Origin of the sequence: Flavobacterium xinjiangense (genome assembly GCF_900142885.1) — a bacterium.
Lineage (GTDB): Bacteria > Bacteroidota > Bacteroidia > Flavobacteriales > Flavobacteriaceae > Flavobacterium > Flavobacterium xinjiangense.
The window spans coordinates 194,638-219,776 of sequence record NZ_FRCL01000002.1 but is presented as its reverse complement, the minus strand read 5'-3'; the positions used below and the strand labels follow the sequence as shown (position 1 = coordinate 219,776).

The window sequence follows — 25,139 nt, the reverse complement described above, 5'->3', positions numbered from 1 at the left end:
AAATCCTTTATGTTTTTTCTTTAAAAACATAAAGATTGTAGCGTACAGCCCGACCCGAAGATGCGAGGAGGAACGACGAAGCAATCTGCAGGGTCACGCCCAAAAAATAGGTATTCAATAAATGAAGTGCATAAAAAATCCGCAACTCTAGACTTTTATCAGGAGAAGCGGATTCATCGAACTGCAAAATATAAAAACTATTAACTAAAAACTTTTACTGGATTATAGCCCAAATAAGGCATGGCTTGTTCTTTGAAAACAACCCCGTATTCTTCTAGTTCTTTCAAAATAGGTAAATACACTTCTTTACGAATTGGAAGCTGTACTCCCGGAGTGGTAATTTTACCATTTAGAATTAGTAATGTTGCCATTGCAACAGGCAAACCCACTGTTTTTGCCATGGCGGTATAGGTTTGATCCTCGCCAATACATACCATTTTGGAATCGATTTGTTTCTTTTCACCATCTAATTCGTATCCGAATTTATGGTACATCACAATCATATCTTTATCTTCGGGCTGTAGTGTCCAACTATCGCTCAATATTTTTTCTAATATTTGTGCTGGAGTTGCATTTTTAAGTCCAACAATTTTTTTATGGCTGAATAAATCCAACTCCACTAATTTATCCCACATTATATCGTCCTGATCAATTTTCAGAATCAGACGTACTTTTATTTCAACGGAATCCGTTGGATGATAAGGCAAAAAGGAGTTGACAAATTTACGGTAGCTCATGTTTTCAGAATCTTCCATAATGTAACTATCATCCGTCATCCCCAATTGAACGAACATATTCCAAGCTTTTGAAAACCCAACCCGACGAATTGTGCCTCTATATAAGGTAAGAACATCGTCTAACCCATACACACTTCTATATTTCAGGGAATCCCTATTAGAGTACGCCTCAAATCTTCCGAAACCTTCCACTTCCAGAAATTCTGTTCTGCGAAACAAATTACAATACGGAATGTACTTATACGCTCCTTCCTGAATAAACTTGGCAGCACCACCTTGTCCGGCAAGAACAACATTACGTGGAGCCCATGTAAATTTATAATTCCAAAGATTAGTATCCGATTCTGGAGCTACAAGTCCGCCACAAAAAGATTCAAACAATAGCATTTTCCCGCCCTGATCTCCAATTTCATCAATGACTTTCATAGCACTCATGTGATCTATTCCGGGATCCAAGCCAATCTCATTCATGAAAATAAGATTACTCTCCTTTGCTGCGGCATCTAATTCTTGCATCTCATCACTTACATACGAAGCAGTTACCATGCTCTTTTTATAAACAACACAATCTCTGGCAACCTCAATATGCAAATGTGCCGGCAACATCGAGATCACGATATCGGCTTTTTGTATCGCTTCTTTTCTTTGATTTTCATCAAAAATATTGAGCGCTATTGCTGTAGCGTTAGGATGATTGTTCGTTTTCTTCTCAGCTAATGACAGAGATAAATCGCCAATAACTAGATGTAAACTCTCTTTTTCTGACTTTTCCAGAAGATAATGTATCAACGACGAAGCTGATCTTCCTGCTCCAATGATTAGTATTGTTCTCATTTTTAATATAATTATAACACAAACATACAAAATTGTTGTATTTATAACAAATGATTGTTCTAAAAAAATTAAAATAATACTATTCTAAAAAATAACATATCTCTAAAAACGAATTCATGAAGAATATACATCTCTAAAAAGAATATCCTAATTTCTTTCAATTTGAATAGAATATGAGATAAATTTGCAGAGAAAAAAAACAGGAAAACGATGGACAAAAAAATAATTTCAACTGGCGCCTTTATTGGTATGTTAGCTATAATATTAGGTGCTTTTGGCGCACATGCCCTAAAAAAAGTACTGTCTATCGAACAACTTTCGACTTTTGAGACTGGAGTACGCTACCAAATGTACCAGGCACTGTTTTTACTATTCATTGGTCTAATGACAAACCTCAGTCAAAAAACAAAAAAAACTATCTATAATTTGGTTCTTTTTGGTGTTATTTTGTTCTCCGGTTCTATTTATTTATTAGCCACAAATACACTTACAACTTTTGATTTCAAAGCAATTGGTTTTCTCACTCCTATCGGTGGACTCCTATTAATACTGGCTTGGGGAATCCTATTTTGGAATGTCACAAAGAAAAAACAACAAAAATTAGATAATTAAATCCTATCTAAAATATAAGTTCTACTTTTGCAGTCGATAAATTAAACTACACAATACATAATTTTATGAATAATAACACACCGTTTACGCAATCGATTTCGCTAAAAGACATAGGAATTGAAAACGCAAAGATTCATTACCAATTATCAGCCAACGAATTACATGAAATGACTATCGAATTGGGTCAAGGAGTTGAAATTTCGAATGGCGCTTTAGCTATCAATACTGGCGAATATACAGGACGCTCTCCTCTGGATCGATTTATCGTGAAAGATAGTATTTCTGAGAACCAAGTTTGGTGGGGAAAAGTAAATATTCCTTTTGAACCTAAAGCGTTTGATGCTTTATATAAAAAAGTTACGGCTTATTTATCAAACAAAGAAGTTTACGTTAGGGACTCTTATGTATGCGCGGATCCAAACTACAGATTAAATGTTCGTGTGGTAACAGAAACTCCTTGGGCAAATTTATTTTGTTACAATATGTTTTTGAGACCTGAACTGGAAGAACTTGAAAACTTTACGCCAGAATGGACCTTATTATGCGTTCCTAGTTTCTTAGCAGACCCTGCTGTTGACGGAACCCGTCAAAGCAATTTTGCTATTTTAGATTTTACCAAAAAAATTGTTTTAATAGGTGGAACCGGTTATACGGGTGAAATGAAAAAAGGAATTTTTTCTGCTTTGAATTTCATTTTGCCAGTTTTCAAAAATACATTACCAATGCATTGCAGTGCCAATGTAGGGAAAGAGGGTGATACAGCTATTTTCTTTGGATTATCCGGAACTGGAAAAACAACTTTATCTGCTGACCCAAACAGAAAATTAATTGGTGACGACGAACACGGATGGACAAACGAAAATACCGTTTTTAATTTTGAAGGTGGATGCTATGCAAAGGTGATCAATCTTTCAGAAGAAAATGAGCCAGATATCTTTAGAGCTATCAAAAGAGGTGCTATTTTAGAAAATGTAGTGATCAACAAAGAAACGAATGAAGTTGATTTTGAAGACGTTTCAATCACGCAAAACACGCGCGTAAGCTACCCTATTTACCATATTGACAACATTCAACCGGGTTCCATTGGAAAAAACCCTAAAAACATATTTTTCTTAACAGCAGATTCTTTTGGAATTTTGCCTCCAATTTCAAAATTAACACCTGGCCAGGCTGCCTACCACTTTATTTCTGGATATACTGCAAAAGTTGCCGGAACCGAAGCTGGTATAACAGAGCCTCAACCTAATTTCTCCGCTTGTTTTGGTGCTCCATTTATGCCTTTGCACCCAACAAAATATGCTGAAATGTTGAGCAAAAAAATGAAAGATGCCAATGTGAAAGTTTGGTTAATTAATACGGGATGGACTGGAGGTCCTTACGGAATTGGAAACCGAATGAAACTGAAATATACGCGTGCTATGATTACAGCCGCTTTAAACGGAGAATTAGACGAGGTAGCGTATGAAAATCATAAAGTATTTGGAATTGCTATACCACAAAGTTGTCCAAATGTTCCTGTTGAAATATTAAATCCAAGAAATACATGGGAAGATACTGAACTGTATGATCAAAAAGCAGTTGAATTAGCTCAAAAATTCAAAGCTAATTTTGCTAAGTTTGAAGAATTTGCAAATCCCGAAATTATGACGGGAGCTCCGATCGCATAAGTTAATTATAATTCAAAAAAGAAAAAGAGCTGTTCATTACGAATGGCTCTTTTTTATTTATACAAAGTAAACTTTTAATCATTTGCTACTAAAAGAATTTCCTTTCCTACAATATCAAAGGCTAATTGAAAACATATCAACTATTTATACCATTATTAAATTATTGGCGTTAAATTTGTAAGCTTCACATGAGCCTGCAAGGCGAACTGGCGAAGCAATCAAAAATCAAAATCATCAATCATCAAAATCATCAATCATGTTAAAACAATTTTTCATTCTTTGTTCCGGAGCCGACAAAGAACTTCTTGAAGGCTGCTCCGAGGGCGAACAAACCAAATATGTTGGTATTGGCGCCACGGTTTTCTTTACTGCCGTTATGGCTTTTATTGCCAGCGCTTACGCCCTTTTTACCGTTTTCGACAACGTCTATCCCGCCTTACTTTTTGGATTAGTTTGGAGTTTACTTATCTTTAATCTGGACCGTTTTATTGTTTCCACCATTCGAAAAAGAGACAAATTTAGCAGCGAATTTCTACAGGCAACCCCTCGAATTATATTGGCAGTTATCATTGCCATTGTGATTTCAAAACCATTGGAAATTAAAATCTTCGAAAAAGAGATCAATACCGTTTTACTGAAAGAGAAAAACGCCATGGCTTTGAACAACAAAAAAGAAGTGGCTAACTATTTCAAATCGGATTTGGATAAAAATAAAGCTGAAATCGATAAGTTAAAATCGGAGGTTACCAATAAAGAAAAAGAAGTCAACACGCTTTACGAGACCTACATTACCGAAGCCGAAGGAACGGCTGGAACCAAAAAATTAGGAAAAGGCCCAGTTTTTAAAGAGAAAATTGCCAAACATGATTTGGTCAAAAAAGAACTGGATACCTTACAAAAAATTAACTTGGCTAAAATTGCAGCCATGGAGATAAAATCCAAAACACTTCAAGCCGACTTAGACAAGAAAGTAACCGAGACACAACCAATTATTGACAGTTTTGACGGTTTGATGGCGCGAATAAACGCATTAGATAAATTACCTTGGCTGCCTTCGTTTTTCATTATGCTCTTGTTTTTAGCCATTGAAACTTCTCCTATTATCGCAAAACTATTATCTCCAAAAGGAGAATATGATTTTAAACTAGAAGATCTGGAAACGGCATTAAAAGCAACATTGGAACAAGATAAATACCAACGCGCTTTATTGGTAAAAACCAGTGCTTCTATGCATGATAAAGTTTATGGTGATATTGCAGACGACAAAAAACTATATGATTTACAGCGAAAAAACGCCTCCGATTTACTAGAGTTACAATCCAATAATTTTGTCGAAAAGCAGAAAAGAACGCTATAGTCTTACTGTTATAAAGTCGAAAGTCATAAAGTCAAAAGATAACGTGTTACTTTTGAATTTATGACTTTCGGCCTTAATACTAGTTACATATAACTCAAAATTTCTTTTTTGAAAGCGTCATATTCGCCTTGCAAAATCAATCCGTTATCCAATAATTTCTTATAGTTCTGTAATTTATCAAATAGGTCGTCTTGTGATAAACCACTTAATCCGCTTTCTTTTGTAGTCTCAGCTACTGTATTTAATTGCTCCTTTTCCATATTAAAAACTGGTGGAACAACTGGCATTATTTCAGCAAAATTGGTCACTTCTTCGGTTTCCATTTCTTCAATAATCTCCACTTCTTCCTCTATAAAAATCAAAGGAACCTCATCAATAATTGTAGCATTTAGTGCAGCTCCACTTTTCAACACATCTAACTGTTCTTTAGCATAGGTGAAAATTTTTCTGGCTTGAATTTTCGGAATATAATCAATCGAAACCTCCATGTTGGTTCTGGTTGTAAACGAAAATTCTGAACCCAGAATATTTTCTTTCACAAAAGTGCCCTCTATCTCGTCCCACGTATAATCAATAAAATTCATAGAAAGCCCAAGATTTTTTGGCTGACAGATTATGATTCTCTTGTTTGTCAAAACAATACTATCTGGTAAAACGGTAATTGCCGGTTTTTTTTGAACAGCAATATAACCGATTTCTTCATTTTTCATCAATAAATCATTCAGTTTTGAAGCGATTTTTTCGATGGCTTTTGGATCTTGTTCTTCGTTTAAAAACTTTTTAAATTGTTCTATCATATAATATGCTGAATTATTTCAGTAGGTGTTGTTACTTTTCTTTTAATTTCTTCGCAAAAGTAATGCCTATTTTCTGATTCTTAGATTTCACCTTGCATTTTCTTTGTTAAACTTTTGAAAACCAAATGAAATCCATAAAAAAAGAGACTATACAATTTGCATAATCTCTTTGACTTATAATCTTAAAAGTAGTTTTATTTATAATGAACTGCGATTTGACCGATTTGGAAAATAATTTTAAAGGAATCCTTAAACGAAAGTTTTGATCCATCCATGTGCACCCATCTATTTAATGGTTTTTCGCAAACCATTTTTTTGGTTTCCTCGAGGCCATATATATTTCTCATTCTCATGAATATTTCAACATCAAACAACCATTTAGTTAAGAACTTTTTTTGGAATGTTTTTTCTATAACCTCTTTACTCATGATTTTTGCACCACATTGAGTGTCTTTAAAATCCATTCCTAATGTTTTTCTAATAATAAAATTAATTGCCTTACTAATAATCGCTCTTGCTGATTCTTTAGCAATATCGGCTCCCATTCTGTTGATGCGAGACCCACTCACAATTTTATAATTGGAATTGGATATCGTTTGTACAAGATCATCAAAATCTTCAAAATTAGTGGACAAATCCGCATCCAAGAAACCGATATAATCAAATTGGGTTTGCTTCGCTAAATGCAACATTCCCAGTCTTACTGCTTCGGCTTTTCCTCCGTTTTTTTCGCAGTCGTAGATACTGATATAATCTTCTTTTCCTTTACGCAACTCTTGCAAAACTTCAAGTGTCTTGTCTTTACTGCCATCATTTACAAAACACAAATGGTATCCTAAATTTTTATGTACGAATTTTTTAAATTCATCACCTGATAACCGCGATTCTTCATTGTAACAAGGAATCACAACTCCAATACAGTTATTTTGTATTAATCTATTATTATTATCAACAGAACTTTCCTTATTTACACCGATAAGTCTTTTGACCCTTGCCCCGATCTCATTAAGGCTTAAAGGTTTTTTCATGTAGTCTGAAACCCCTAATTCAAACCCTTTTAAAATTACATCTTCATCATTATTCCCTGATAAAATCATAACAGGGATCTCATGTTTTTTAATCACTTTTATATACTTGACAATCTCTAAGCCTGCTGCCTTTGCATTATTATCAATTGTTTGATCCGCATCACTTATACTATTAAATACGGGCATATTAATATCAGCGATGACAAGACTTGGCAAAAATTCATCATATTTAGCTATAGCATCAAAAACATTGTTAGAGCTTTTCACTTCATAACCCAAATCTGTCAAACATTTTTCTAACGAAAGCAAAACTAATTCTTGGTCATCTACGATAAGTATTTTCATTAATTTATGATTTTATAATATTAATATGAAGCAAAGTTATTTCAATAGCGAAAGTTATTTCTAGATATTAGACCAATGAGCCTAAATGTGTAGATGAATGGATTAAATCACTTAGCCGTTAAAATTATACTAATATATTGTTAATTCCCTATATTTACAACATTGATAATAATAAATTTTTAGTGAAAGAAAAATCTAATAAATATTTAATAGCAGCTATTCTTATAGGACTTGTCTTTCACTCTAGCGCGATCTTTTTTACTTTAGAAAACACTTATGATGCTTTGATTCATTTGTTTTTTGCTAATCATTATGCTCATAGCTGGTTTGAACCCTGGAACTATAGCTGGTACACTGGTTTTACGGTAATGGGTTATCCTCCACTGGTTCATCAGTCAATTGGTATTTTATCATTAATTGGCGGACTAAAATTTGGATTGTTCTCGGTAGCGATAATTGGCATTCTACTATTTATCACGGGAACCTATCGCTTTTCTTTACTGATAACTGGTAATAGAACTGTGGCTGGATACACTGCACTTCTAGCCGTTTTTTCATCTTCCTTTGTAGAAACGCTTCATATTTTTGGGCAGTTACCCAGTATTATAGGAATCTCTGTTTTAATGCATTCGATGCCCGAAATTTATCTTTGGATTAAAACCGGCAAGTACAAATACTTTTTTTCTTCAATATCATTATTAGCAGTTACAGTTTGCTCGCATCACGTAACACCACTCTTCGGGATGATTTTTTTCATTTTTCCGCTCATAGGAATGGTAATTATGGATACTTCCAGAGAAAAAGTAACGAATTACAAAGAGGTCACTTTTAAAATTTTCTTTCAATCGTTCCTTTCATTGTTAAAAAGGATCCTGCTTTTTGGTGCCACATCTGTATTTCTAATCATTTTTTGCATTTTACCGTATTGGATTAACTCAAAGAAAAACCCTATCACACAAGTTCCTATCCCTCATGGATCCCGGGATAATTTTATCGAAGTAACCTCCTCTGGACTGATGTTCTTTTTAATTCCATGGGGAATTTTACTGTTCTTTTTACCCTATATTTTATATCGATATTACAGCAAACGATACCTGTTTTTTGGATTATCTATAACTTTATTAATAATCTTAGGAACAGGAGGTACTACCCCTATTCCCTTAATGGTTTTGGGAAAAAATGCATTTAACATCCTTACTTTAGACCGTTTCACTTTGTGGGCATCTATTATGAGCTTACCCATGTTTGGAGAGTTTGTTTACCGTTTTGTTGAAGGTGATTTAAAAGAAGCAATGCAAAATAGATTTGGATCCGTGTATTATAAAATTATAGGGGGATTAATGGCCGGAGCCTTTTTATTGATGGCGGTTTTCACCATTACAATGGGCTATTTCAGACCGTTTCAACCTCAAAAAATAAATACATTACCCATCATAAATTTCCTTAATCAGGATCAGCATGACCAATGGCGTTATTTACCGCTGGGTTTTGGAGATCAAATGGCTACCTTATCGTATCAAACTAAGGCGCTCACAGTAGATGGTAATTACCATTCCGCACGAAGACTTCCTGAATTGACTTCTAGAGCTGTAGAACGCTTGGAAAACTCAAAATTTAGAGGCTTGGAAGGAATTGGTTCTTTGCAACAGTTTCTTACCGTTCCTGAAAAATACAACTTGAAATATGTTTTTTCGAATGATAAATTTTATGACCCTATTTTATATTTCTGTGGCTGGCACCGATTAACACTGCTTGAAAATGGAATCATGGTCTGGGAAAAGCTAAATATTCCACCATTGTCTAAAATCCTTCCCATGGAGGATGTCCCCGTTTATCAAAAATTAATGTGGGGAATTATTCCATTATTAACGGTCGTTATTGCATTTGTACTAAACATTCAAATGATTTTGTATCAAGCACTAAAGTTAAAGACAACAGTTCCTCCTATTTTCTTCAATTTTAAAGTTTCATACACTACCTTTTCAAGAAAACTCATCATAATTTTACACGTTTGGGCCGTAATTTTACTGTTGATTATTATGAGTTTCATCTATAAACTTTACCTAAACAACGCTACGCAAATCAGCCCAAAAAACGTTGTCAAATCGTACTATGACGCTATAGATTTCAAAGAATTCGAAAAGGCGTATTCTTTTATGAATCCTAAAAGCAAATTGTCAATTTCTCAATTTATGTTAGAAACATCAGTGGCTGACGGTATATTGAATTCCTATGCCAAACTAGATGCCATTGACATTACTATTTTGGACGAAACGAAAGATAACGCTAAAATAGTAGCAAAAACAAAATGGGTGACCCCACTAGAAATCATAGTTAAAGAATACATTCATAATCTGGCAAAAATAAATGGAAAATGGTTTATTACTCCCGTAAAGCTTGATTTAGACATTCCGCCGGATCAGTTTGTTTCTAATAATGGAACTGGATTTTTTAAGCATGGGAGAAGAGTAATTTCTACACAACAGACCTACCATGACGATGTATTAAAACAACCCGTTCTTGAAATTCTTTCCGCAAAACTCATCAAACTCAATAAAGAATATATTATAATAGGCGAGGTTCAAAACGTGGACAATGTTCCTGCAGATGTCACATTGAAAGCAACTTTATATGATAAAAACAATAAAAAACTGGCTTCTCATAATGCTAAATATGTTATAAAACACAAATTAATGCCAAAAGAAATCACGAGTTTCAAAGTGAATTTTGAAGATATTGCTTGGTTAAAAAATACAGATATAAAGCCCACAACCTTTAACCCGAATGAATTTACTCCACTAGAAATCGCTAAAACCCCCGTAACATTTGACATTCAATGTGCCGGAAATGTTGCCATAACGGATTTATATTCAAAAGTTGGTTTATCCGATTTAGAAATAACCAAACACCATTTAAAAGGAACCTTATTTAATTTTGGAATCCAGGAAGTAACTATTCCCGAATTATTAATTTCGTATTTTGACAGTGATAAAAATTTAATTTATGTAGATCATTTCTTTGTGCGAGCTGGAGTAAGAGTGCAGCGAAAACAATATTTTGATTACACATTTATGGATTTATCCAAAATAAATCTTTTACATTCCTCCTTGAAAAACTGTTTTGTAAACGGATTATCTAACGAATCAATTGCTAAAGACGTTGTTCCAAATAGAAATAATAACAGTGAAAAAGAACAGTTACAAAAAGTAAAAGGGAATGGTTATGATTTCATCAAAGTAGAAATTAACAATTATATTGGAAATCCAAGATAATGAGAAAAACAATTTACATCGTATTTTTACTATCTATCGCGCTTCTTTTGGCCTTTGGAACTTTATTGGGAAGAGCTAAAAAAGAAGTCTTTATTTTAGATACCAAAACTAAATTTTTTATCGCCGGAAATGAAGTGAAAATACAATTTACATCGAACAGCAAAACCGTTGTTCCACAACTTTATATCATTCATTCCTATGGAAAAACCTTATTAGTAGGAACTTATAAAAATGGCAAACTGACTTTTAAGCTTCCAGAGCTTTACGCCAAAAAAACGGGTACCGTATCCTGGTTTTTAATAGCTAGTGAAAAAACAATAGCACAAGGTATTTTTGAAATAATTCCCAATAAAAACAGGCAAACCCAAATTGAAAATTATCTAGGACCACGGAGTATATTGGCCGGTGGTAAAGAATTCACGATGATGGTTGCTGTTCCAACCGATGGACTTGACAATCCTGTTATGGAAAACACTCCGGTTTTAATCAAAAATCAATTTTTAAACAATATTACAATTGATACCGAGAAAACCAAAGATTTCATTGCTTGGAAAAATATATTCTCTAGTAGACCATCCGGTAAAATTTTAGTTTCAACCGAATGCAAGAACAGCGCTACAAAAGAAATCGAAACCGAAGTCTATCCCAATATTGCCTCGGATTTCAGCATCAATTATTCAAGAAATCACGACTTTGCAGATGGTAACCAAATAACAACTTTATCAACATCAGTGATTAAAGACCATTACAACAATATCGTAAGTGATGGGACATTAGTCGCTTTTATTATCACTAATAAGACTAATATAATCCTAAAGACTTTTGGAACGACTATAAATGGAATTGCTACAGGTCAATTATTGCATCCGGATCATCCTGATTTCTATACTATAAAAGCATATATTACAGGAATTGCAGAAAGCAACTCTTTTACCATTCAATACAAAGCCATAATAGCCAAATTCAATTATGCGTTCTCTAATCACAATAGAACACTAACTGTGGGTCCCTTAAAGAGCTTCATGAATCAATTAGTTCCGGATGGAATAAAAGTTACTGTAAAAGTAATTCATGAAAACAAGTTAATTGAAACTTTACAAGAAGACACGTCAAATGGAATTGTTAAATTCTACATTTCACCTGATTTTTACAAAGCAAAAAAATATCGTTTTGAAATCACTACATTAGGCATTACTCAAAAATCAGAAATAAAAAACTATGACCCTAATCAACAATAGAAATATTACCCGAGCAGTTCTCATTCTATCCTTTATTCTTATAAATATTTTGTTACTACTGGGCATCAGTAAAGTACTCGATTTTTTAAATTCTGGTGCGGATAGAATATCTATGTTGCATTTAGAAAAAGAAACCATAAACACTTATTTACCAAAAGTTGTTTGGGAAAGTATTGACAATCCGGGAAGAGTTATGGAGCCTAACACATTAAAAACAATCGAAAAAGATTATCTGTTTTCATGGTATGTTAAAAACAAATCGCTGCAAGACAATTCTAAGGCTGGCATTGCCGATTATTACACCCAAAATACGCGTCAAAACTTATATAACACAATCAAAAACAATACTAAAAATGAAATCACGATTGAGAGCACCACGCTAAAACACAATCCAAAATTAGATTTTTATAGTGCCGATGGTCAACTAGTTGTTTTCACTGACAAAAATGTAGTTGAATTTCAAAAAGTATATCAAAAGAAAAAACTGATTGCAGCAGTCCAGGACACCGCAACTTATAAAGTAATGATGTTACTTGAAGATGGTTTTTGGAGGGTGCGTCATTTACAGAAAATAGAAAAAACTACATTTCCTCTAGATACAGTAAAATCAAATTCAGTGTTTAAAATCAAAGGAGATAAAATCACTAAATACAATATTGATTTTACTATCAAAGGAATTAATTACTACCCAAAAAATTCAGCTTGGGATACTTTTGGAAATTCCTTTAATACCGATACCATCAGTAAAGATTTTGATATTATAAAAAATGCAAAACTAAATACAATACGGATTTTTATTCAATACGATGATTTTGGAAAAGCTGATATCAAACAAGAAAAATTAGATAAACTCAAAAAAATATTAGATTTAGCGGAATCTAAACGCCTTTTTGTAATCGTTACCCTTTTTGATTTTTATAGCGACTACACGCTAGAAAACTGGACACTAACGCATCGTCACGCTGAAAAAATTGTTTCAACATTTAGAGACCACAAAGCCATATTAGCTTGGGATTTAAAGAACGAACCCAATTTAGATTTTGAAAACAGAGACAAAAGCAACGTCCTTAACTGGCTGGAACACATGATTACTGTGGTTAAAGAAAGTGCCCCAAATCATTTAGTGACTATTGGCTGGTCAAATTCTGCAGAAGCGATACATTTAGCCGATAAAGTTGACTTTGTTTCTTATCATTTTTACAATGCGATTGAAGATCTGGTGAAAGAAACTAAAAATTTGGCTGTAATCACGACAAAACCAATTGTAATCGAAGAATTTGGAGTTCCATCGTACAAAGGGATATGGAACTTGAGAGGTTCTAATGAAAAAGAACAGGCGCAATATCATAAAAAAATGCAAGCATTATTCAAAAAGAATAACCTTGCATTTATGTCGTGGACCTTATATGATTTTCCTCACGTTCCGGATCAGGTTGCAGGGAAATGGCCTTGGCAAAAGAAAAGACAAAAACGTTTTGGATTCATTGATGTTAATGGTAAAAAGAAGCCTTCCTATTTATACATTAACCATTAACCCATCTTATAATTTTATCGTAATTAACTTGCTTAAAATCTCGAATGTACATCTGAACTATCTTATCCATAGAAAGTTCACAAGCTGCCTTGTAGTTCGTCTTCGCTAGTTTTCTTCGGTACTCGTCGTCATTTAAAATTGCTTTAATGGCTTTTGCAAGAGACTCCGTACTTTCAGGATTAAAAAACTCTCCTTTATAGCCTTCTTCTTTTACTAAAATACTTAAATCCCCTAAATCTGGCATTACAACTGCTTTACCGTAACTTCCAGCCTGATGCAAAACACCAGAGCTTCCTGTAGTAGAAGTATATGGAAATACTACCATCGTACTTTCGTTAAAAATAGTAGCGACTTCATTTTCCTCAACATAACCGGTGAATATAATTCCGGGAACATCAGCATATTTTTCTTTAACCTGTTGTAAATATCCTGGAGTATTAGGACTATCTGTTCCGGCAATTACAATTTCTATTGCTTCATCACTGGATTTTCTGATTAACTCAACTGCATCAATTAAAATTTCAACTTTTTTATAAGTACCAAATTTACCAAATGCCATCACCTTTTTAGGACCTTGAGGCAAATCAAAATTGGGGTTTTTTGGTATCTCAAAGGTCCCATGAGGAATTAATATAACATTATCTGTTTTGTATTTTTCATTTAAAATATCTACATATTTACTAATAGTTACGGCAACTTTATCCGCTTGAAGAATACATTTAGTTAAACATGTTCCAATAAAATTATAGGTTCTTTGGGCAAGTTTGTTGCTAGTAAACCCTGCACTTTCAAGATCTACCTGTTCTAATATGTTGTGCAATAAAACAATTGTATTAAAACCAAAAAGTTTCAAAATCATAGGGATTAGCAATCCCAAAGCGGCAGGAACTTTTTTATCTCCAAATTTTACAAATTGTAAATTGAATAAAACAGCATCTGGTTTCTCTTTTAAAATAGTTCTGCAAATGGTGAATAAATTAGCATAACTATTAAATTCCCAGCATTCCTTAACAGATACTTTATTACTATTTTTAAAATCCAGTTGTTTTGGTTCCTTTGTTTTATCAGTAATCAAAAGCAACTCTGAAACTTCTGTTCTTTGCACGAAATTTTTTACCAAGTGGTAACCATATTCATTTAAGGTTACTTTGCTGGGAGGGAACGATGTTACTACAGCTACTTTCATTGGTTCTTCATTTTTAGTACTGTAAATATCTTTATTCATAGGATTTTAATTTATTTTTTTCGACGAATGGTTTATTAGTTAAGACGAACACTGTTTTTATTATGATAAAAGAAAAAGCACAACTGGAAAAATAGCAGTGCCAGCATAGCAATAATCTGCATTTCTACTACTTGCTCCAGCGAATTATGAAATATAACAATTAATCCAATTTGGGTCAGTCCCAAAACTGCCGAGATAACAACTGGGATATATTTATTAATCGATAAAAAATAATACGCAAAGATGTTTGCAATAGCAAAAACTGACGTTGCCAATGCATATTTCCATAATAAAAAAGCAATAGAAATATACTTTGTTCCAAACATTACCTTCACGACAAACTCAGGAAATAAAAAGGTGAAAAGAATAATTCCAACTGATAGAACAGCAATGTAAGCCACATATTTCAATAGAATCGGCAAGGTGTCTTTCCCTTCTTTTTTTAACAATATAACCTTTGGCAAAAGCAACATGACAAACATCCATGCAACAAAATAAACCACTCTTCCTATTAAAGCTAAAGACGCATATAAGCCAGCCTCCTTATCACTAAAATAATGTTTGACCAAAATAATATCACTATTGTTTATAATGATTTGTGTGAATTCATAAAAGGCTGTTAATGAAAAAAAAGTAATTATACTCTTTGTATCTAAAACTTCATCTGTTAAGGAAATATTTGCTTTGACACTGATGTTTTTTTGAAACGGAAAAAGGCCAAAAACAAGAGACATAGATATCCCTGCAGCAACAGCGACTGATGTTGGTAAAGTGGGAACCAGAAGAACAAGTGCCAAAGTCAGAAACAAACGACTTAACATTTCTGTTATATATGTTGTTGACATTTTATTCAAATCATTTTTGCCTTGATACAATCCTCTGTTTACACTCATCAAAAAATACAGTGGAATCCCCAAAGCAAAAACAACAAACATTGTTGCCGTTTTAGTGTGAAACAGAATTTGAAGGTGATCATTAAAAATCATTATGATTGCACCAAAAATAAAACCAACCAAAACAGCAAACTTAGTTACCGTAACAACAAACACTTGTAATATTTTATTTTCAAACAAAACTGAATATTTTGCAGCAACAATTTGAAAGGTCATTCCAAGAAATGAAAGTATCAATAAAAAAGTGATCAAAATTGCAGCATCCGAAAATTCACTGGGACCCAAAATTCTACCCAATAATAAGTTATAAATATAATTTCCAGCATTAACAACTAGCATTGTTAACATAAAGATATGCTCAGAACTTAATTTTTTAGGAATTGAAGGTAAATTCAAAAGGGGTAACTTTTAAGAATTAATAGTAACAATAATACAAAAATAATCACGTGAAATAAAATTAACCTCAAACTATATTTTATTAATCTCCTCCCTTAAATACGATTAAAAAAAAGCATTTCTCTTTGAAACCAGATAATTGTTCGTTGAAAATCATTTTACTATAGTTCAAATACCATCCGTTTATCCTAACTTGCATTGAAATAATCAAAGTGTATTACCGAATGAAATTATTAAAAAATTTAGTTTTCGTTGTTCTTATTTGTTACAGTTTTAGCGGCAGGGCTCAAGATATGAGTAAAGGTTTTAGCCATCTTGAAAAAGGAGAATTTGACAAAGCCGAGATGTTTTTTGAAAATATTCTAAAATCCTATCCCCAAAACAAAACAGCACAACTGTGTTATGCCAGAGCAATTGGTCTAAACAGTCAACCTGAAAAAGCTTTGAATCTTTTTATAAAGCTAAAAAAAGAATACCCAGGTGATTTAGAAATCGAATTGAATTACGCCGAATCTTTACTTTGGAACAAAAAATTTGTTGAAGCAAAAGCATTCTACAGTGTTTTGGTTGAAAAAAATCCAACTAATTTTGTTGCCCATCTTGGCTATGCCAATACACTTTCTAATTTGAAAGAGTTCAAAGACGCTCTTTTTTATGTCAATAAAGCTTTAGAAATTTCACCTGCGAACCCTGGCGCTTTAATTTCAAGAAAATATATAAAATTAGGATATGCCAATCAAAAAGTAAATGAAAAATTATATAGTGAAGCGGAGACTTTTTACAATGAAATTTTAATTGATTTTCCTAATGACAAGGAAACACTCTTAAACAAAGCAAATTTATTTTTAATAACTAAGAATATTGCTAAAGGAAAAGAAACCTATTCCCTTATTGCGAAAAATGACCCAATAATTGCATTAAATGGGCTTTCCTTGATTGAACATATCGACGGAAAAGACAAAAAAGCTTTAGCTTTAGCTGAAGAGGCAATCCAAAAAGCGAAAACTACCAACGATGAAAACATAATTAAACAAACACAGGAACGCTATATTCAGGCTTTGATTTGGAATAAAAAATACAAACTGGCAGAACAAAAAATAACGGAATTAAACACTAAATATGCTAATGAAAATTGGTTATTGGCGCTATCAGCAACGCTAGCTATCTACCGCAGTGATTTTAAAGAAAGCATCCAATACTATTCTACTATTTTAGGAAATGATTCGAAATCCTTTGATGGAAATCTGGGAATTGCAAATGCTTATTACGCTTCTGGCGAGGTAACTAACTCCTTAAATGCTGTTGCTAAAACTTTAGAAATTTTCAAAAATCAAAATGATGCTGAAAACTTCTTTAAAAAAATCAAAGAAGATTATACGCCAACTTTAGAGGAAAAACTAAGCTATTCCTTTGACAATGGTAACAACACCGCCATTAGTTCTAGAACTAATGTAATTTTTCCTTTATCTACAAAATGGTCTGTAAATGCTACGTACCAATATAGAAAAACAGGTAACAAAGTCACTAACGTTAAAGCAAATACAAATGATGTCCTAATAGGAATTGGTTATAAATTTCATCCAAAAATCAATTTTAATTTGGAAGCAGGAGTTACATCTGCCAATTCAACAGCCAGTAAGTATACACAATCATTAATTAACCTTTACTTCAAGACAAAGCCCTTTAAATTACAAGATTTAGAACTAGGGTATAAACGTGATTTGCAGAATTTCAATACAGATTTAATTGACAAACAGATTGCAACTAACAATTATTATTTGAATTACAATATAGGTAGTAATTTTAATTTAGGTTGGTTTACCCAATATTTCTATACTACTCAAACAGATAATAATACCAGAAACTTACTATTTACCTCATTGTATTATAATTTTATGTCACAGCCCGTTTTGAAAGGCGGTTTTAATTATCAATTTATCTCTTTTAAAGATCAGGTGCCAACCGTTTATTTTAGTCCAAAGAAATTTAATGCTTTTGAAATCTTTGTTGATTTCTTGAAGGACGAAAAAATAGCACTAAACAAAAATTGGTTTTATAATGTAAATGCTGCGGTAGGATATCAATTTATTGAAGATAACGACAAGCAACTTACTTATAGAATTCAAGCTCGTTTTGGTTATAAATTCTCTGATCGACTATTAGCGAATATTTATGGTGGACGCAGTAATATTGCATCCGTATCTGTTGCCGGATTTACCTATACTGAAATGGGACTTCGCTTAAAATGGAATTTATTTGACAAACCTGTTTTTGACCTAAAATAACGAGACATTACCAAACCATTTTAAACCGGAAAGAGGTTGCCTATGTTAGGCAGCCTCTTTTTTTGCGCCTTACTTAAAATTGATAAAATCCATATTATTGAATCCCCTATCTACCGTGAGCACAATAGTAATTCCTACTTAATAACTTGCTATTAATCTGTTCACATTTAAAACAACAACCTGTAACTTCCCTGAGCTAGCTCCAAAATAATTGCGATGGAGTTTAAAAAAATATTTACAATTTGGGCTGGATTGACTGAATTAATACCAACACTAAGCACATCGTTTTTAATTGGATATTTTGACACCTTATGCAACCACATCAACTCACTTTTATTCAGAAAGCCGACTTAAAGAGGAGGTTATATATCGAAATTCTATTTATAAAAACAAGGAGGAGATCTAATTAATATGGTAATAGCAGGGAAATTATAGAACAAAAAAAAGCGACCCAATTGGATCGCTTTTTCTCGCGTTGTGGTATTCTTAGTTAATCATAAATTTGGTTTGTAGTATTTCATTTTCTTTTGTTCTGACAATAAAGAAGTAAATCCCTTTGCCTAAATTATCTAATGCAACTTGTATTTCGTTATTAGATGGTATCGTTTTATACTCTTTTGTAATCAGAATTTTACCAGAAAGATCTATCACTTTTACACTTGCACTTTCGGTTATTTTAGGTAAGACAAGTGTAGTGGAAAGCTGGCATGGATTAGGATAGTTGTATATAGTCTTTGTAAATTCATTTGCAAAATGAACAGTACTTAAAGAGCCTGCATTTTTAAACGCTAATTGAGAAACATTAATCTCAAAAGGTTGGAAAGCGTTGTAATTTCCCTGGACAGAGAAAACAAGTCCTTTAATTTTTTCGCTATTGTATTTCTGCCCTTTTGGATTAGTAAATTTGTCAAAAAGAACATTAATATCTGAAATAGTTGAATTTGCCGGAAGCTGAAAACGCAATCTATCATTCCAGTCCGTTGTGTTATCAGTTACCAGAACTACCTCAACGGCTAATGAATTTTGGATTTTAAAACCTATCGCAGTGTATCCATTTGCATCAAAAACTAATTCTCCCGGAAGAATATTTCTAAATAAATTCATCGTCCCGTAAACACTGCCGCTAACAGAGGCATTTCGTTCTATCGCATATTGATCGTTAGTACTACCCGTATTTACCTTGTTATCAATAGCAAATGATGTTACTGTAGTTTCTAATTTTGAATAATCCAATCCCCATGGTCCATCAGCTAGATACAACGCATCAATTTGTGCTGATTTATTTCCTAACACGGAGAAACCAATATCGAACATACCTCCTAAATCAGTTACTACATCTTGTTCATAAGTTCCCGACAAGCTTATGTTTTGAGATACAAACTCTGTAGTGGATAATTCCGTTGCTTTTTTATTTCCTTCAAAAATTATATTTGAAGCACCTGATTTATTGATTAAAGAAAGATGCAATTGACCATTTTTATAAAATCCTTTTTTTACAAAAACAGTTGGAACTCTGTTGCTCACTACTTCCGCAGTAATCTTTCCTTTTGCGGCAAATTTTTCTAAAATGCCATTTGTAATGCTACTAACCTGCCCCATCGAGGAACCCCAAATTTGAAAGTTAAGATAATCCCCCAACGGATACTGTGCTAAATTCCAGTAACTATGCAATTTATTTTCTGAAGGTAATTGTTGCATTGAAAAATTCAAAGCATACTCAATTAATCCATTAGCTCGTTTTAATTTTACCATTATGATTTCATAACCATTCATATCAATTGTTCTGATATCTTCAAGAGAAGAACTGTTTAAACGATCACAAATCGCTTTCGAATGACTATAAATACCTCCAACGGTTTCTGTCGCTAAAACTGCTGCAACACGACTTGTTCCTTCATAATAATCTACTGAATATACTTGTTTTGCATTTGTAATTCCCAATAAATCAGTTGGACTTGAAACATAAGTTGTTTCAGTTCCATACATTCCAGAAACTGGAATTAGGGTTGCAAAATCTGTTCCGGTTGTTTTAGCCGTTAAATTAGCAACCGCAAAAAACTTCTTTTGCAATTCTTTTTTATCAGCAAAACTGTTCGATTTTATTCTGCTAAAGTTTCTTTTAGCAATAAGTGTTGCTAAATCTCCATTACTCTCTAAACCTCCGTTGTTTGCCGAAGATACATTAGTGGCACTGCTTACGTCAGCAACATTATATATTTTAAAAGCTTCAAATGGATTTGCGGACACATAAAAAACAGCATCATTAAAATCATTATCACAAGAAGAATTATCTCTTCTTATATCCTCAAAGCCCAAAATTATTCTTTGATTTTCTGGGTCTTTTAAAAGTACATTATGCTGTCTTAAAGATGCATTCGACTCCGGATTAAAATTTGGGTTAGAAAACAACCTCCATAATCCGTTAGTCACCTGAGTCCCGTTCCATCCGTTAGCCAAAAGTACCCATCCTATTCCTGTTCCTGCAACAAAACTCCCAATTTTGACTTTGTTTCCCGTCAATAAACTCCCGCCGCTTCCTGCAGCAGAGACATTAGGAAACACAATTGTAATGTCATTTGCATTTGGCGCAACTGTTGGCGGATTATTAATATCATAACTATAAAATCCCAAAACATTTTTATATCCGGCACCTTCAGAAACAAAGGTTACCCATACATCTGCGTCTTTTTCTAATACTAAATCCGTATCATACCCAGAAGAAAGGTATTGAGGATTATACTTTGGTACAGGGTAATTTTCTGGCAAAGAATTTTTAATCAAATTTATTGTTTCTGTGCTGACAATATCACTTGTTACAAAATACTGTGGTGTACCATCTGTTGTATAGTTGCCCAAAAATCTATAAGCACTCACTGGAGAAATTGTTGCTTTTGTTTCATAAACCGAAACGGCTCCTACATTTGAATACAATCTTCCGTTTAAGACACAGCCTGCTCCCATAGAAACCGCACCATCGTATCCTATTAAGGTACCGTTCATTGTAGTTCCTGCAGCCATAGCTATTGCACCATTGGCAATCCAAATAACGTTGGCAGCCAATGCGCCATTAGTCAAAATAACAGTTGTGTTTGCCGCTGCTGTAAGCGCGCCCCCAATTTTAAAAATAAACAAAGCATTTGGATTTCCCTTGGCATCTAATATCAAGGATCCATTTATAGATGCCGCTGCGCCAGCAGAATAAACGCCTGGCAATAGCGTTTCCCCATTTCCATAAATCGTAATGTGATTTGTGATCGTTGCTGGTGTATTTTGAAGTTGAACGCAGGCAGCTTTTAAATCTAAAGCCGCTTGGGCGGTAACTGCATTAACATTTTCTATAGTTCCGTCTATCGTTGTAGGCGTTTCAAAACCAGATATAGCCCCAATATTTGCTCCAACATTACCTTTTAATATAGAAGTCCCCGTATTTGACACCGCTCCTATTCCTGAAAAAAGGACAAATTTAGAAGCAGTTCCAAAATTAGGAGCAGTTTGCGCATTTACTTTGCCTTCAAATCCAAGAACTAATACCAATGAAATAAAAGCTATTAAACTTAAAAATGAATTTTCATTTTTATACCGTGTAGAGTTCATCATATATTTCGACTTTAAATTATCTAAAATTGTTAATCAAAAATATGAATTAAATAAAAGTCAAATCGATATAATAGTCTATTCCGTACTTTCTATAGTTCAAATACAAATTGGTAACGATGAACTGATTATAACAAATTTAATCTTTTCATTAACTCCGGTCTATTAGCGCGACTTACCGGAATTACATCTTTGGCTATCAAAACACTATTGTCCTCAATATCAATAATTTTCTTGGTATTGATTATAAAGGAACGATGTACTTTTAAAAATAAATCTTTTGGTAATTTATCTTCAATTTTTTTAAGGGTAGAATGGACAACATAATTTTTACTCTCGGTTTTTATATGGATATAATCCCCTTTGGCTTCCACAATATTTACAGACGCCATTTCAATTTTTATCAATCTACGGTCGATGTTGATATAAAACTCATTTGCATTATCCTCAACAATTGGTTTAATTTCTGTTGGTTTGGAAGTGGTTTTATAGGCATTTGCTTTTTGGATTGCTTTATTCAAACGCTCTTCGGTAATTGGTTTTACAAGATAATCCACGATGCATTCGTACTCAAACGCATCGATTGCAAAATTTTTATCTGAAGTCACCAAAATTACTTTAGGTGGATTTTTTAAACTTTGAATAAAATCAAAGCCTGTAAAATCAGGCATATGGATGTCTAAGAAAATTAAATCAACTTCAGTATGGTTCAAGAATTTTATAGCCTGAATAGCATTAGGGAATTCTTGAATCAATTTAAGTTCAGGATATAGAGTGATCATCTGAGTCATAATCGCTCTTGCCATCTCTTCGTCATCAATAATAATGCAATTCATACTGTAAGCGGTGTTACAAACGGTTTACAAACTCTTGCATGATTTTTAAAATATTTTCAAAATCAGCATTCAGATTTGTTGAGTTATTTTTTAAATTAATTTCATATTCTTCAGCAATATAATAACTTTTTTCTAAACCGAGTATAGATATTTTATGTTTTAGCTTATGAACCGATTGCGCAGCCTCTGAAAAATTGGTGGTTGCCATTTCTTCTGAGTATCCTTTTATTTCATTTGGAAGTTCTTTTTTAAGAATACCAATTAATTTAGTTTTGAATTCAAGATTATCTCCTGACAGTTCGTCGATGTACGTTAGATTAGGCTGTTCCATTTTCTTTTGGTATTGTAAAATAAAAAGTTGTTCCAATATTTTCTTGGCTTTCCAGCCAAATGGTACCATTATAGAAGTCAATAATCTTTTTCACAATAGAAAGCCCTATTCCTGAAGACGGGTCATTATTTTCTAGTTTAGAAAAAATATCAAAAATTTTAGTCTGGTACTGTTGCGGAATACCAATTCCATTGTCTTTTATATAAAAACTGATTTCGTTAGTACTTTCTGAATTTCCAATTTCGACAATAATCTTTTCTTTATCATTGTACTTTATGGCGTTTTGTATCAAGTTTTGAAATAGCTGTTTATACCTAAAGTCATTTCCAAATACTTTGGGCAATTCATTCTTTACAGTAATTTCGACGTGTTCAGAAATATGTAAAGTCCTTAAAGTTTCATCTATCAATATGTTTAGATTAATTGTTCTATCTTGATTTTCATTATTTTCGACAGCAGTATAATTTAGGATTCCTTTGATTAATAAATCCATTTTCTCCACATTAGAAAGAATTAAATTTAATGATTTCATGTTAGTTTCGTTCATCATCTCCTGATTATCTTCGATAAACCAGTTTATAAATGTATCAATGCTTCGCAAGGGTGCTTTTAAATCATGGGAAACCATATGAGCATATTCGTTTAATACCTGATTTTGCTTTTCAAGATTTAAAAGCAAGTCCTCTCTTTGCTTATTGATTTTTACTATTTCTATGGATTGCTGTTTAATATAATCTGACGAATTAAAGGATTCCTCATTTGATGTAATTGCTACATCCAGACTCATAGAATTAAGAATAAACTGCAAGTTTTTATTGACTTCTTTTAGGCTCTCCGCTTCATCTCTTAATTTTTGATTGGCTTCAAATAGTTCATCCGAACTAATTTTCATTGCTCTTTGCAGTAAGTCTATCTGATTTTCAAAATTTTCATAGGAGTCATTAATCACCACTAGAAAAAGATCTAAATCATTAAGCCCTCCTTTTAGTTTTTTATCAATTTGTCTTCGTAGTAATGAATTCATTATTCGCTAATTAGAGTTAGAGTCATCGTTTGATTGTGAAGTTCACAAGAAGTGCTTTCATTAAAAGGCGCCATTTCTCCATAAGAATAAAATCCTGTCATTGGGATTTTTTCTCCAATCGTCTCACGAACTTGCTCAACTTCTTCTTCGACTCTTTGGTTCATTACTAGCTTTCTTCCTATACAGCTTACTAAGATTGCTAATTCCGGATTGTTTTTGCGGTTTTTCATTGCAAATTCTGCTGCAGTTTGTGCTCCCTCCGCAATTCCGTCTACAGATGCCATCATTAACTGCACTTTTGAATTCATTGGCACATCACCAGCTAAAATCATGGACTGATCGTCATTATTAATATTCAAAATGGTTCGAACTACAGGCTCTTTTTTGCCTTCAGGAGTTACATTTAAAGGGTATAATAAAGAAGCTTGAGGCAATTCGCTTGCCTTATCTCCCAAATATTTTTTATATAAATCAAGTGCGGGCTGTCCATCAATTTCGTAAAGAATATTCGCCTCTGATTTTGTAATAATTCTTTCTGGTCCAAATGGAATCCAACCACCAAAACTGGAGTAGGTAATTTCTAATGTTTCTCCATAAAAACCAATTAAAACAACTTCTCCAACCTTTGGATTTTCTTTGTAAGAAGCAACTGTTTTTTCAAATCGTGCATCGTCTCCACACATTCCACCAGTTATAGAAACTTTAGAATCAATTTCGACTTCTAAACCTTTTATTAAAGAACTTCCATTTACAAAACTCCCTTCAGACAAAACAAATAAATGTTTTAGATTCTCTTTTGGAATTTTATCATAAAGCGCTTCCCCTAATGTTTTAGCATTTTTATCGTAGTCTAGAATATTTTCCCTTTCGACTACAAAGGAGCTTCTTTCAAATTCTATGGCTGTTACTGATATGGAGTTCTCATGTACGTTACAACATAATATTTCGCCTGCTGTTGAGCCGAAAACAATATGTTCATAAGGAAATTCGTTACGAATATTATTTATTACTTCTTCGTCTTCCAATAGATATCTATTCCCAAAAACTAATACTAGCGGGTTTTTTAATGCTGATTTTTCCTGGAGATAATTCCAATCTTGATTTTTTAATTTCGAAGCCTGAATGATTTTCATA

The 25,139-nt window shown here is 33.1% G+C and carries 17 protein-coding genes; 7 read left to right on the top strand and 10 right to left on the bottom strand.

The annotated features are described in order from the left end of the window. Positions 1–200: 200 nt before the first annotated feature. Positions 201–1,571, bottom strand: coding sequence for a saccharopine dehydrogenase family protein (locus BUC23_RS03205; RefSeq protein ID WP_073205300.1), 1,371 nt, complete (start codon positions 1,569–1,571; stop codon positions 201–203). Positions 1,572–1,781: 210 nt separating this feature from the next. On the opposite strand from BUC23_RS03205, the gene BUC23_RS03200 reads away from it, so the two are divergent. From BUC23_RS03200 to BUC23_RS03190, 3 genes are all read left to right on the top strand, one after another. Then, positions 1,782–2,183, top strand: a complete 402-nt coding sequence (locus BUC23_RS03200; RefSeq protein WP_073205298.1) for a DUF423 domain-containing protein — start codon at positions 1,782–1,784, stop codon at positions 2,181–2,183. A gap of 65 nt (positions 2,184–2,248) precedes the next feature. Beyond that, the gene (gene pckA / locus BUC23_RS03195; RefSeq protein WP_073205296.1) at positions 2,249–3,850 is read left to right on the top strand and encodes a phosphoenolpyruvate carboxykinase (ATP); all 1,602 of its coding nucleotides are present in this window, start codon (positions 2,249–2,251) and stop codon (positions 3,848–3,850) included. 256 nt (positions 3,851–4,106) lie between these two features. Continuing rightward, on the top strand, positions 4,107–5,207 hold the full coding sequence (locus BUC23_RS03190; RefSeq protein WP_073205294.1) for a DUF4407 domain-containing protein: 1,101 nt from the start codon (positions 4,107–4,109) through the stop codon (positions 5,205–5,207). Between the two features lie 83 nt (positions 5,208–5,290). Here the strand turns inward: BUC23_RS03190 and BUC23_RS03185 are convergent, their stop codons facing one another. Together BUC23_RS03185 and BUC23_RS03180 are read right to left on the bottom strand one after the other, a co-directional pair. Beyond that, positions 5,291–6,004, bottom strand: a complete 714-nt coding sequence (locus tag BUC23_RS03185; protein ID WP_073205292.1) for a PH domain-containing protein — start codon at positions 6,002–6,004, stop codon at positions 5,291–5,293. Positions 6,005–6,198: 194 nt separating this feature from the next. Beyond that, entirely contained in the window at positions 6,199–7,377 is a 1,179-nt protein-coding gene (locus BUC23_RS03180) for a glycosyltransferase (RefSeq protein WP_073205289.1), read from the bottom strand. 182 nt (positions 7,378–7,559) lie between these two features. Here BUC23_RS03180 and BUC23_RS03175 point away from each other — a divergent pair, with 182 nt between their 5' ends. The 3 genes from BUC23_RS03175 to BUC23_RS03165 are packed head-to-tail and all read left to right on the top strand — an operon-like array spanning position 7,560 to position 13,421. After that, the gene (locus BUC23_RS03175; RefSeq protein ID WP_073205825.1) at positions 7,560–10,649 is read left to right on the top strand and encodes a hypothetical protein; all 3,090 of its coding nucleotides are present in this window, start codon (positions 7,560–7,562) and stop codon (positions 10,647–10,649) included. Then, positions 10,649–11,887 carry a hypothetical protein gene (locus BUC23_RS03170; RefSeq protein WP_073205286.1) on the top strand — a complete coding sequence of 413 codons (1,239 nt, stop codon included), beginning with the start codon at positions 10,649–10,651 and terminating at the stop codon, positions 11,885–11,887. Before BUC23_RS03175 ends, BUC23_RS03170 begins: the two co-directional genes overlap by 1 nt. Then, positions 11,868–13,421, top strand: coding sequence for a glycoside hydrolase family 2 TIM barrel-domain containing protein (locus BUC23_RS03165; RefSeq protein ID WP_073205284.1), 1,554 nt, complete (start codon positions 11,868–11,870; stop codon positions 13,419–13,421). Before BUC23_RS03170 ends, BUC23_RS03165 begins: the two co-directional genes overlap by 20 nt. Here BUC23_RS03165 and BUC23_RS03160 read toward each other — a convergent pair. Together BUC23_RS03160 and BUC23_RS03155 are read right to left on the bottom strand one after the other, a co-directional pair. Then, positions 13,411–14,607 carry a glycosyltransferase gene (locus tag BUC23_RS03160; protein WP_073205822.1) on the bottom strand — a complete coding sequence of 399 codons (1,197 nt, stop codon included), beginning with the start codon at positions 14,605–14,607 and terminating at the stop codon, positions 13,411–13,413. The genes BUC23_RS03165 and BUC23_RS03160 overlap by 11 nt on opposite strands. 74 nt (positions 14,608–14,681) lie before the next feature. Beyond that, positions 14,682–15,935, bottom strand: a complete 1,254-nt coding sequence (locus BUC23_RS03155; protein ID WP_244153763.1) for an oligosaccharide flippase family protein — start codon at positions 15,933–15,935, stop codon at positions 14,682–14,684. 224 nt (positions 15,936–16,159) lie between these two features. Here BUC23_RS03155 and BUC23_RS03150 point away from each other — a divergent pair, with 224 nt between their 5' ends. Next, on the top strand, positions 16,160–18,220 hold the full coding sequence (locus BUC23_RS03150; protein WP_073205278.1) for a hypothetical protein: 2,061 nt from the start codon (positions 16,160–16,162) through the stop codon (positions 18,218–18,220). 486 nt (positions 18,221–18,706) lie between these two features. Here BUC23_RS03150 and BUC23_RS03145 read toward each other — a convergent pair whose 3' ends face one another. The 5 genes from BUC23_RS03145 to BUC23_RS03120 form a co-directional block, all read right to left on the bottom strand. After that, complete coding sequence (locus BUC23_RS03145; RefSeq protein WP_084538291.1) at positions 18,707–21,817, bottom strand: ice-binding family protein; 3,111 nt, start codon at positions 21,815–21,817, stop codon at positions 18,707–18,709. 125 nt (positions 21,818–21,942) lie between these two features. Beyond that, complete coding sequence (locus BUC23_RS03135) at positions 21,943–22,650, bottom strand: LytR/AlgR family response regulator transcription factor (protein WP_073205275.1); 708 nt, start codon at positions 22,648–22,650, stop codon at positions 21,943–21,945. A gap of 13 nt (positions 22,651–22,663) precedes the next feature. Next, a complete protein-coding gene (locus tag BUC23_RS03130) occupies positions 22,664–22,981 on the bottom strand; it encodes a histidine kinase (RefSeq protein ID WP_073205273.1) in 318 nt (105 codons plus the stop codon). Continuing rightward, on the bottom strand, positions 22,968–24,005 hold the full coding sequence (locus BUC23_RS03125; protein WP_073205270.1) for a sensor histidine kinase: 1,038 nt from the start codon (positions 24,003–24,005) through the stop codon (positions 22,968–22,970). Before BUC23_RS03125 ends, BUC23_RS03130 begins: the two co-directional genes overlap by 14 nt. Further along, entirely contained in the window at positions 24,005–25,138 is a 1,134-nt protein-coding gene (locus BUC23_RS03120) for an FIST signal transduction protein (protein ID WP_073205267.1), read from the bottom strand. Before BUC23_RS03120 ends, BUC23_RS03125 begins: the two co-directional genes overlap by 1 nt. Position 25,139: the final 1 nt, after the last annotated feature.

What these genes read in the sequence shown, in the direction of transcription:
- BUC23_RS03205 (WP_073205300.1), bottom strand. Translation starts at nt 1,571, where the DNA reads ATGAGAACAATACTAATCATTGGAGCAGGAAGATCAGCTTCGTCGTTG.
- BUC23_RS03200 (WP_073205298.1), top strand. Translation starts at nt 1,782, where the DNA reads ATGGACAAAAAAATAATTTCAACTGGCGCCTTTATTGGTATGTTAGCT.
- pckA (WP_073205296.1), top strand. Translation starts at nt 2,249, where the DNA reads ATGAATAATAACACACCGTTTACGCAATCGATTTCGCTAAAAGACATA.
- BUC23_RS03190 (WP_073205294.1), top strand. Translation starts at nt 4,107, where the DNA reads ATGTTAAAACAATTTTTCATTCTTTGTTCCGGAGCCGACAAAGAACTT.
- BUC23_RS03185 (WP_073205292.1), bottom strand. Translation starts at nt 6,004, where the DNA reads ATGATAGAACAATTTAAAAAGTTTTTAAACGAAGAACAAGATCCAAAA.
- BUC23_RS03180 (WP_073205289.1), bottom strand. Translation starts at nt 7,377, where the DNA reads ATGAAAATACTTATCGTAGATGACCAAGAATTAGTTTTGCTTTCGTTA.
- BUC23_RS03170 (WP_073205286.1), top strand. Translation starts at nt 10,649, where the DNA reads ATGAGAAAAACAATTTACATCGTATTTTTACTATCTATCGCGCTTCTT.
- BUC23_RS03165 (WP_073205284.1), top strand. Translation starts at nt 11,868, where the DNA reads ATGACCCTAATCAACAATAGAAATATTACCCGAGCAGTTCTCATTCTA.
- BUC23_RS03160 (WP_073205822.1), bottom strand. Translation starts at nt 14,607, where the DNA reads ATGAAAGTAGCTGTAGTAACATCGTTCCCTCCCAGCAAAGTAACCTTA.
- BUC23_RS03150 (WP_073205278.1), top strand. Translation starts at nt 16,160, where the DNA reads ATGAAATTATTAAAAAATTTAGTTTTCGTTGTTCTTATTTGTTACAGT.
- BUC23_RS03145 (WP_084538291.1), bottom strand. Translation starts at nt 21,817, where the DNA reads ATGATGAACTCTACACGGTATAAAAATGAAAATTCATTTTTAAGTTTA.
- BUC23_RS03135 (WP_073205275.1), bottom strand. Translation starts at nt 22,650, where the DNA reads ATGAATTGCATTATTATTGATGACGAAGAGATGGCAAGAGCGATTATG.
- BUC23_RS03130 (WP_073205273.1), bottom strand. Translation starts at nt 22,981, where the DNA reads ATGGAACAGCCTAATCTAACGTACATCGACGAACTGTCAGGAGATAAT.
- BUC23_RS03125 (WP_073205270.1), bottom strand. Translation starts at nt 24,005, where the DNA reads ATGAATTCATTACTACGAAGACAAATTGATAAAAAACTAAAAGGAGGG.
- BUC23_RS03120 (WP_073205267.1), bottom strand. Translation starts at nt 25,138, where the DNA reads ATGAAAATCATTCAGGCTTCGAAATTAAAAAATCAAGATTGGAATTAT.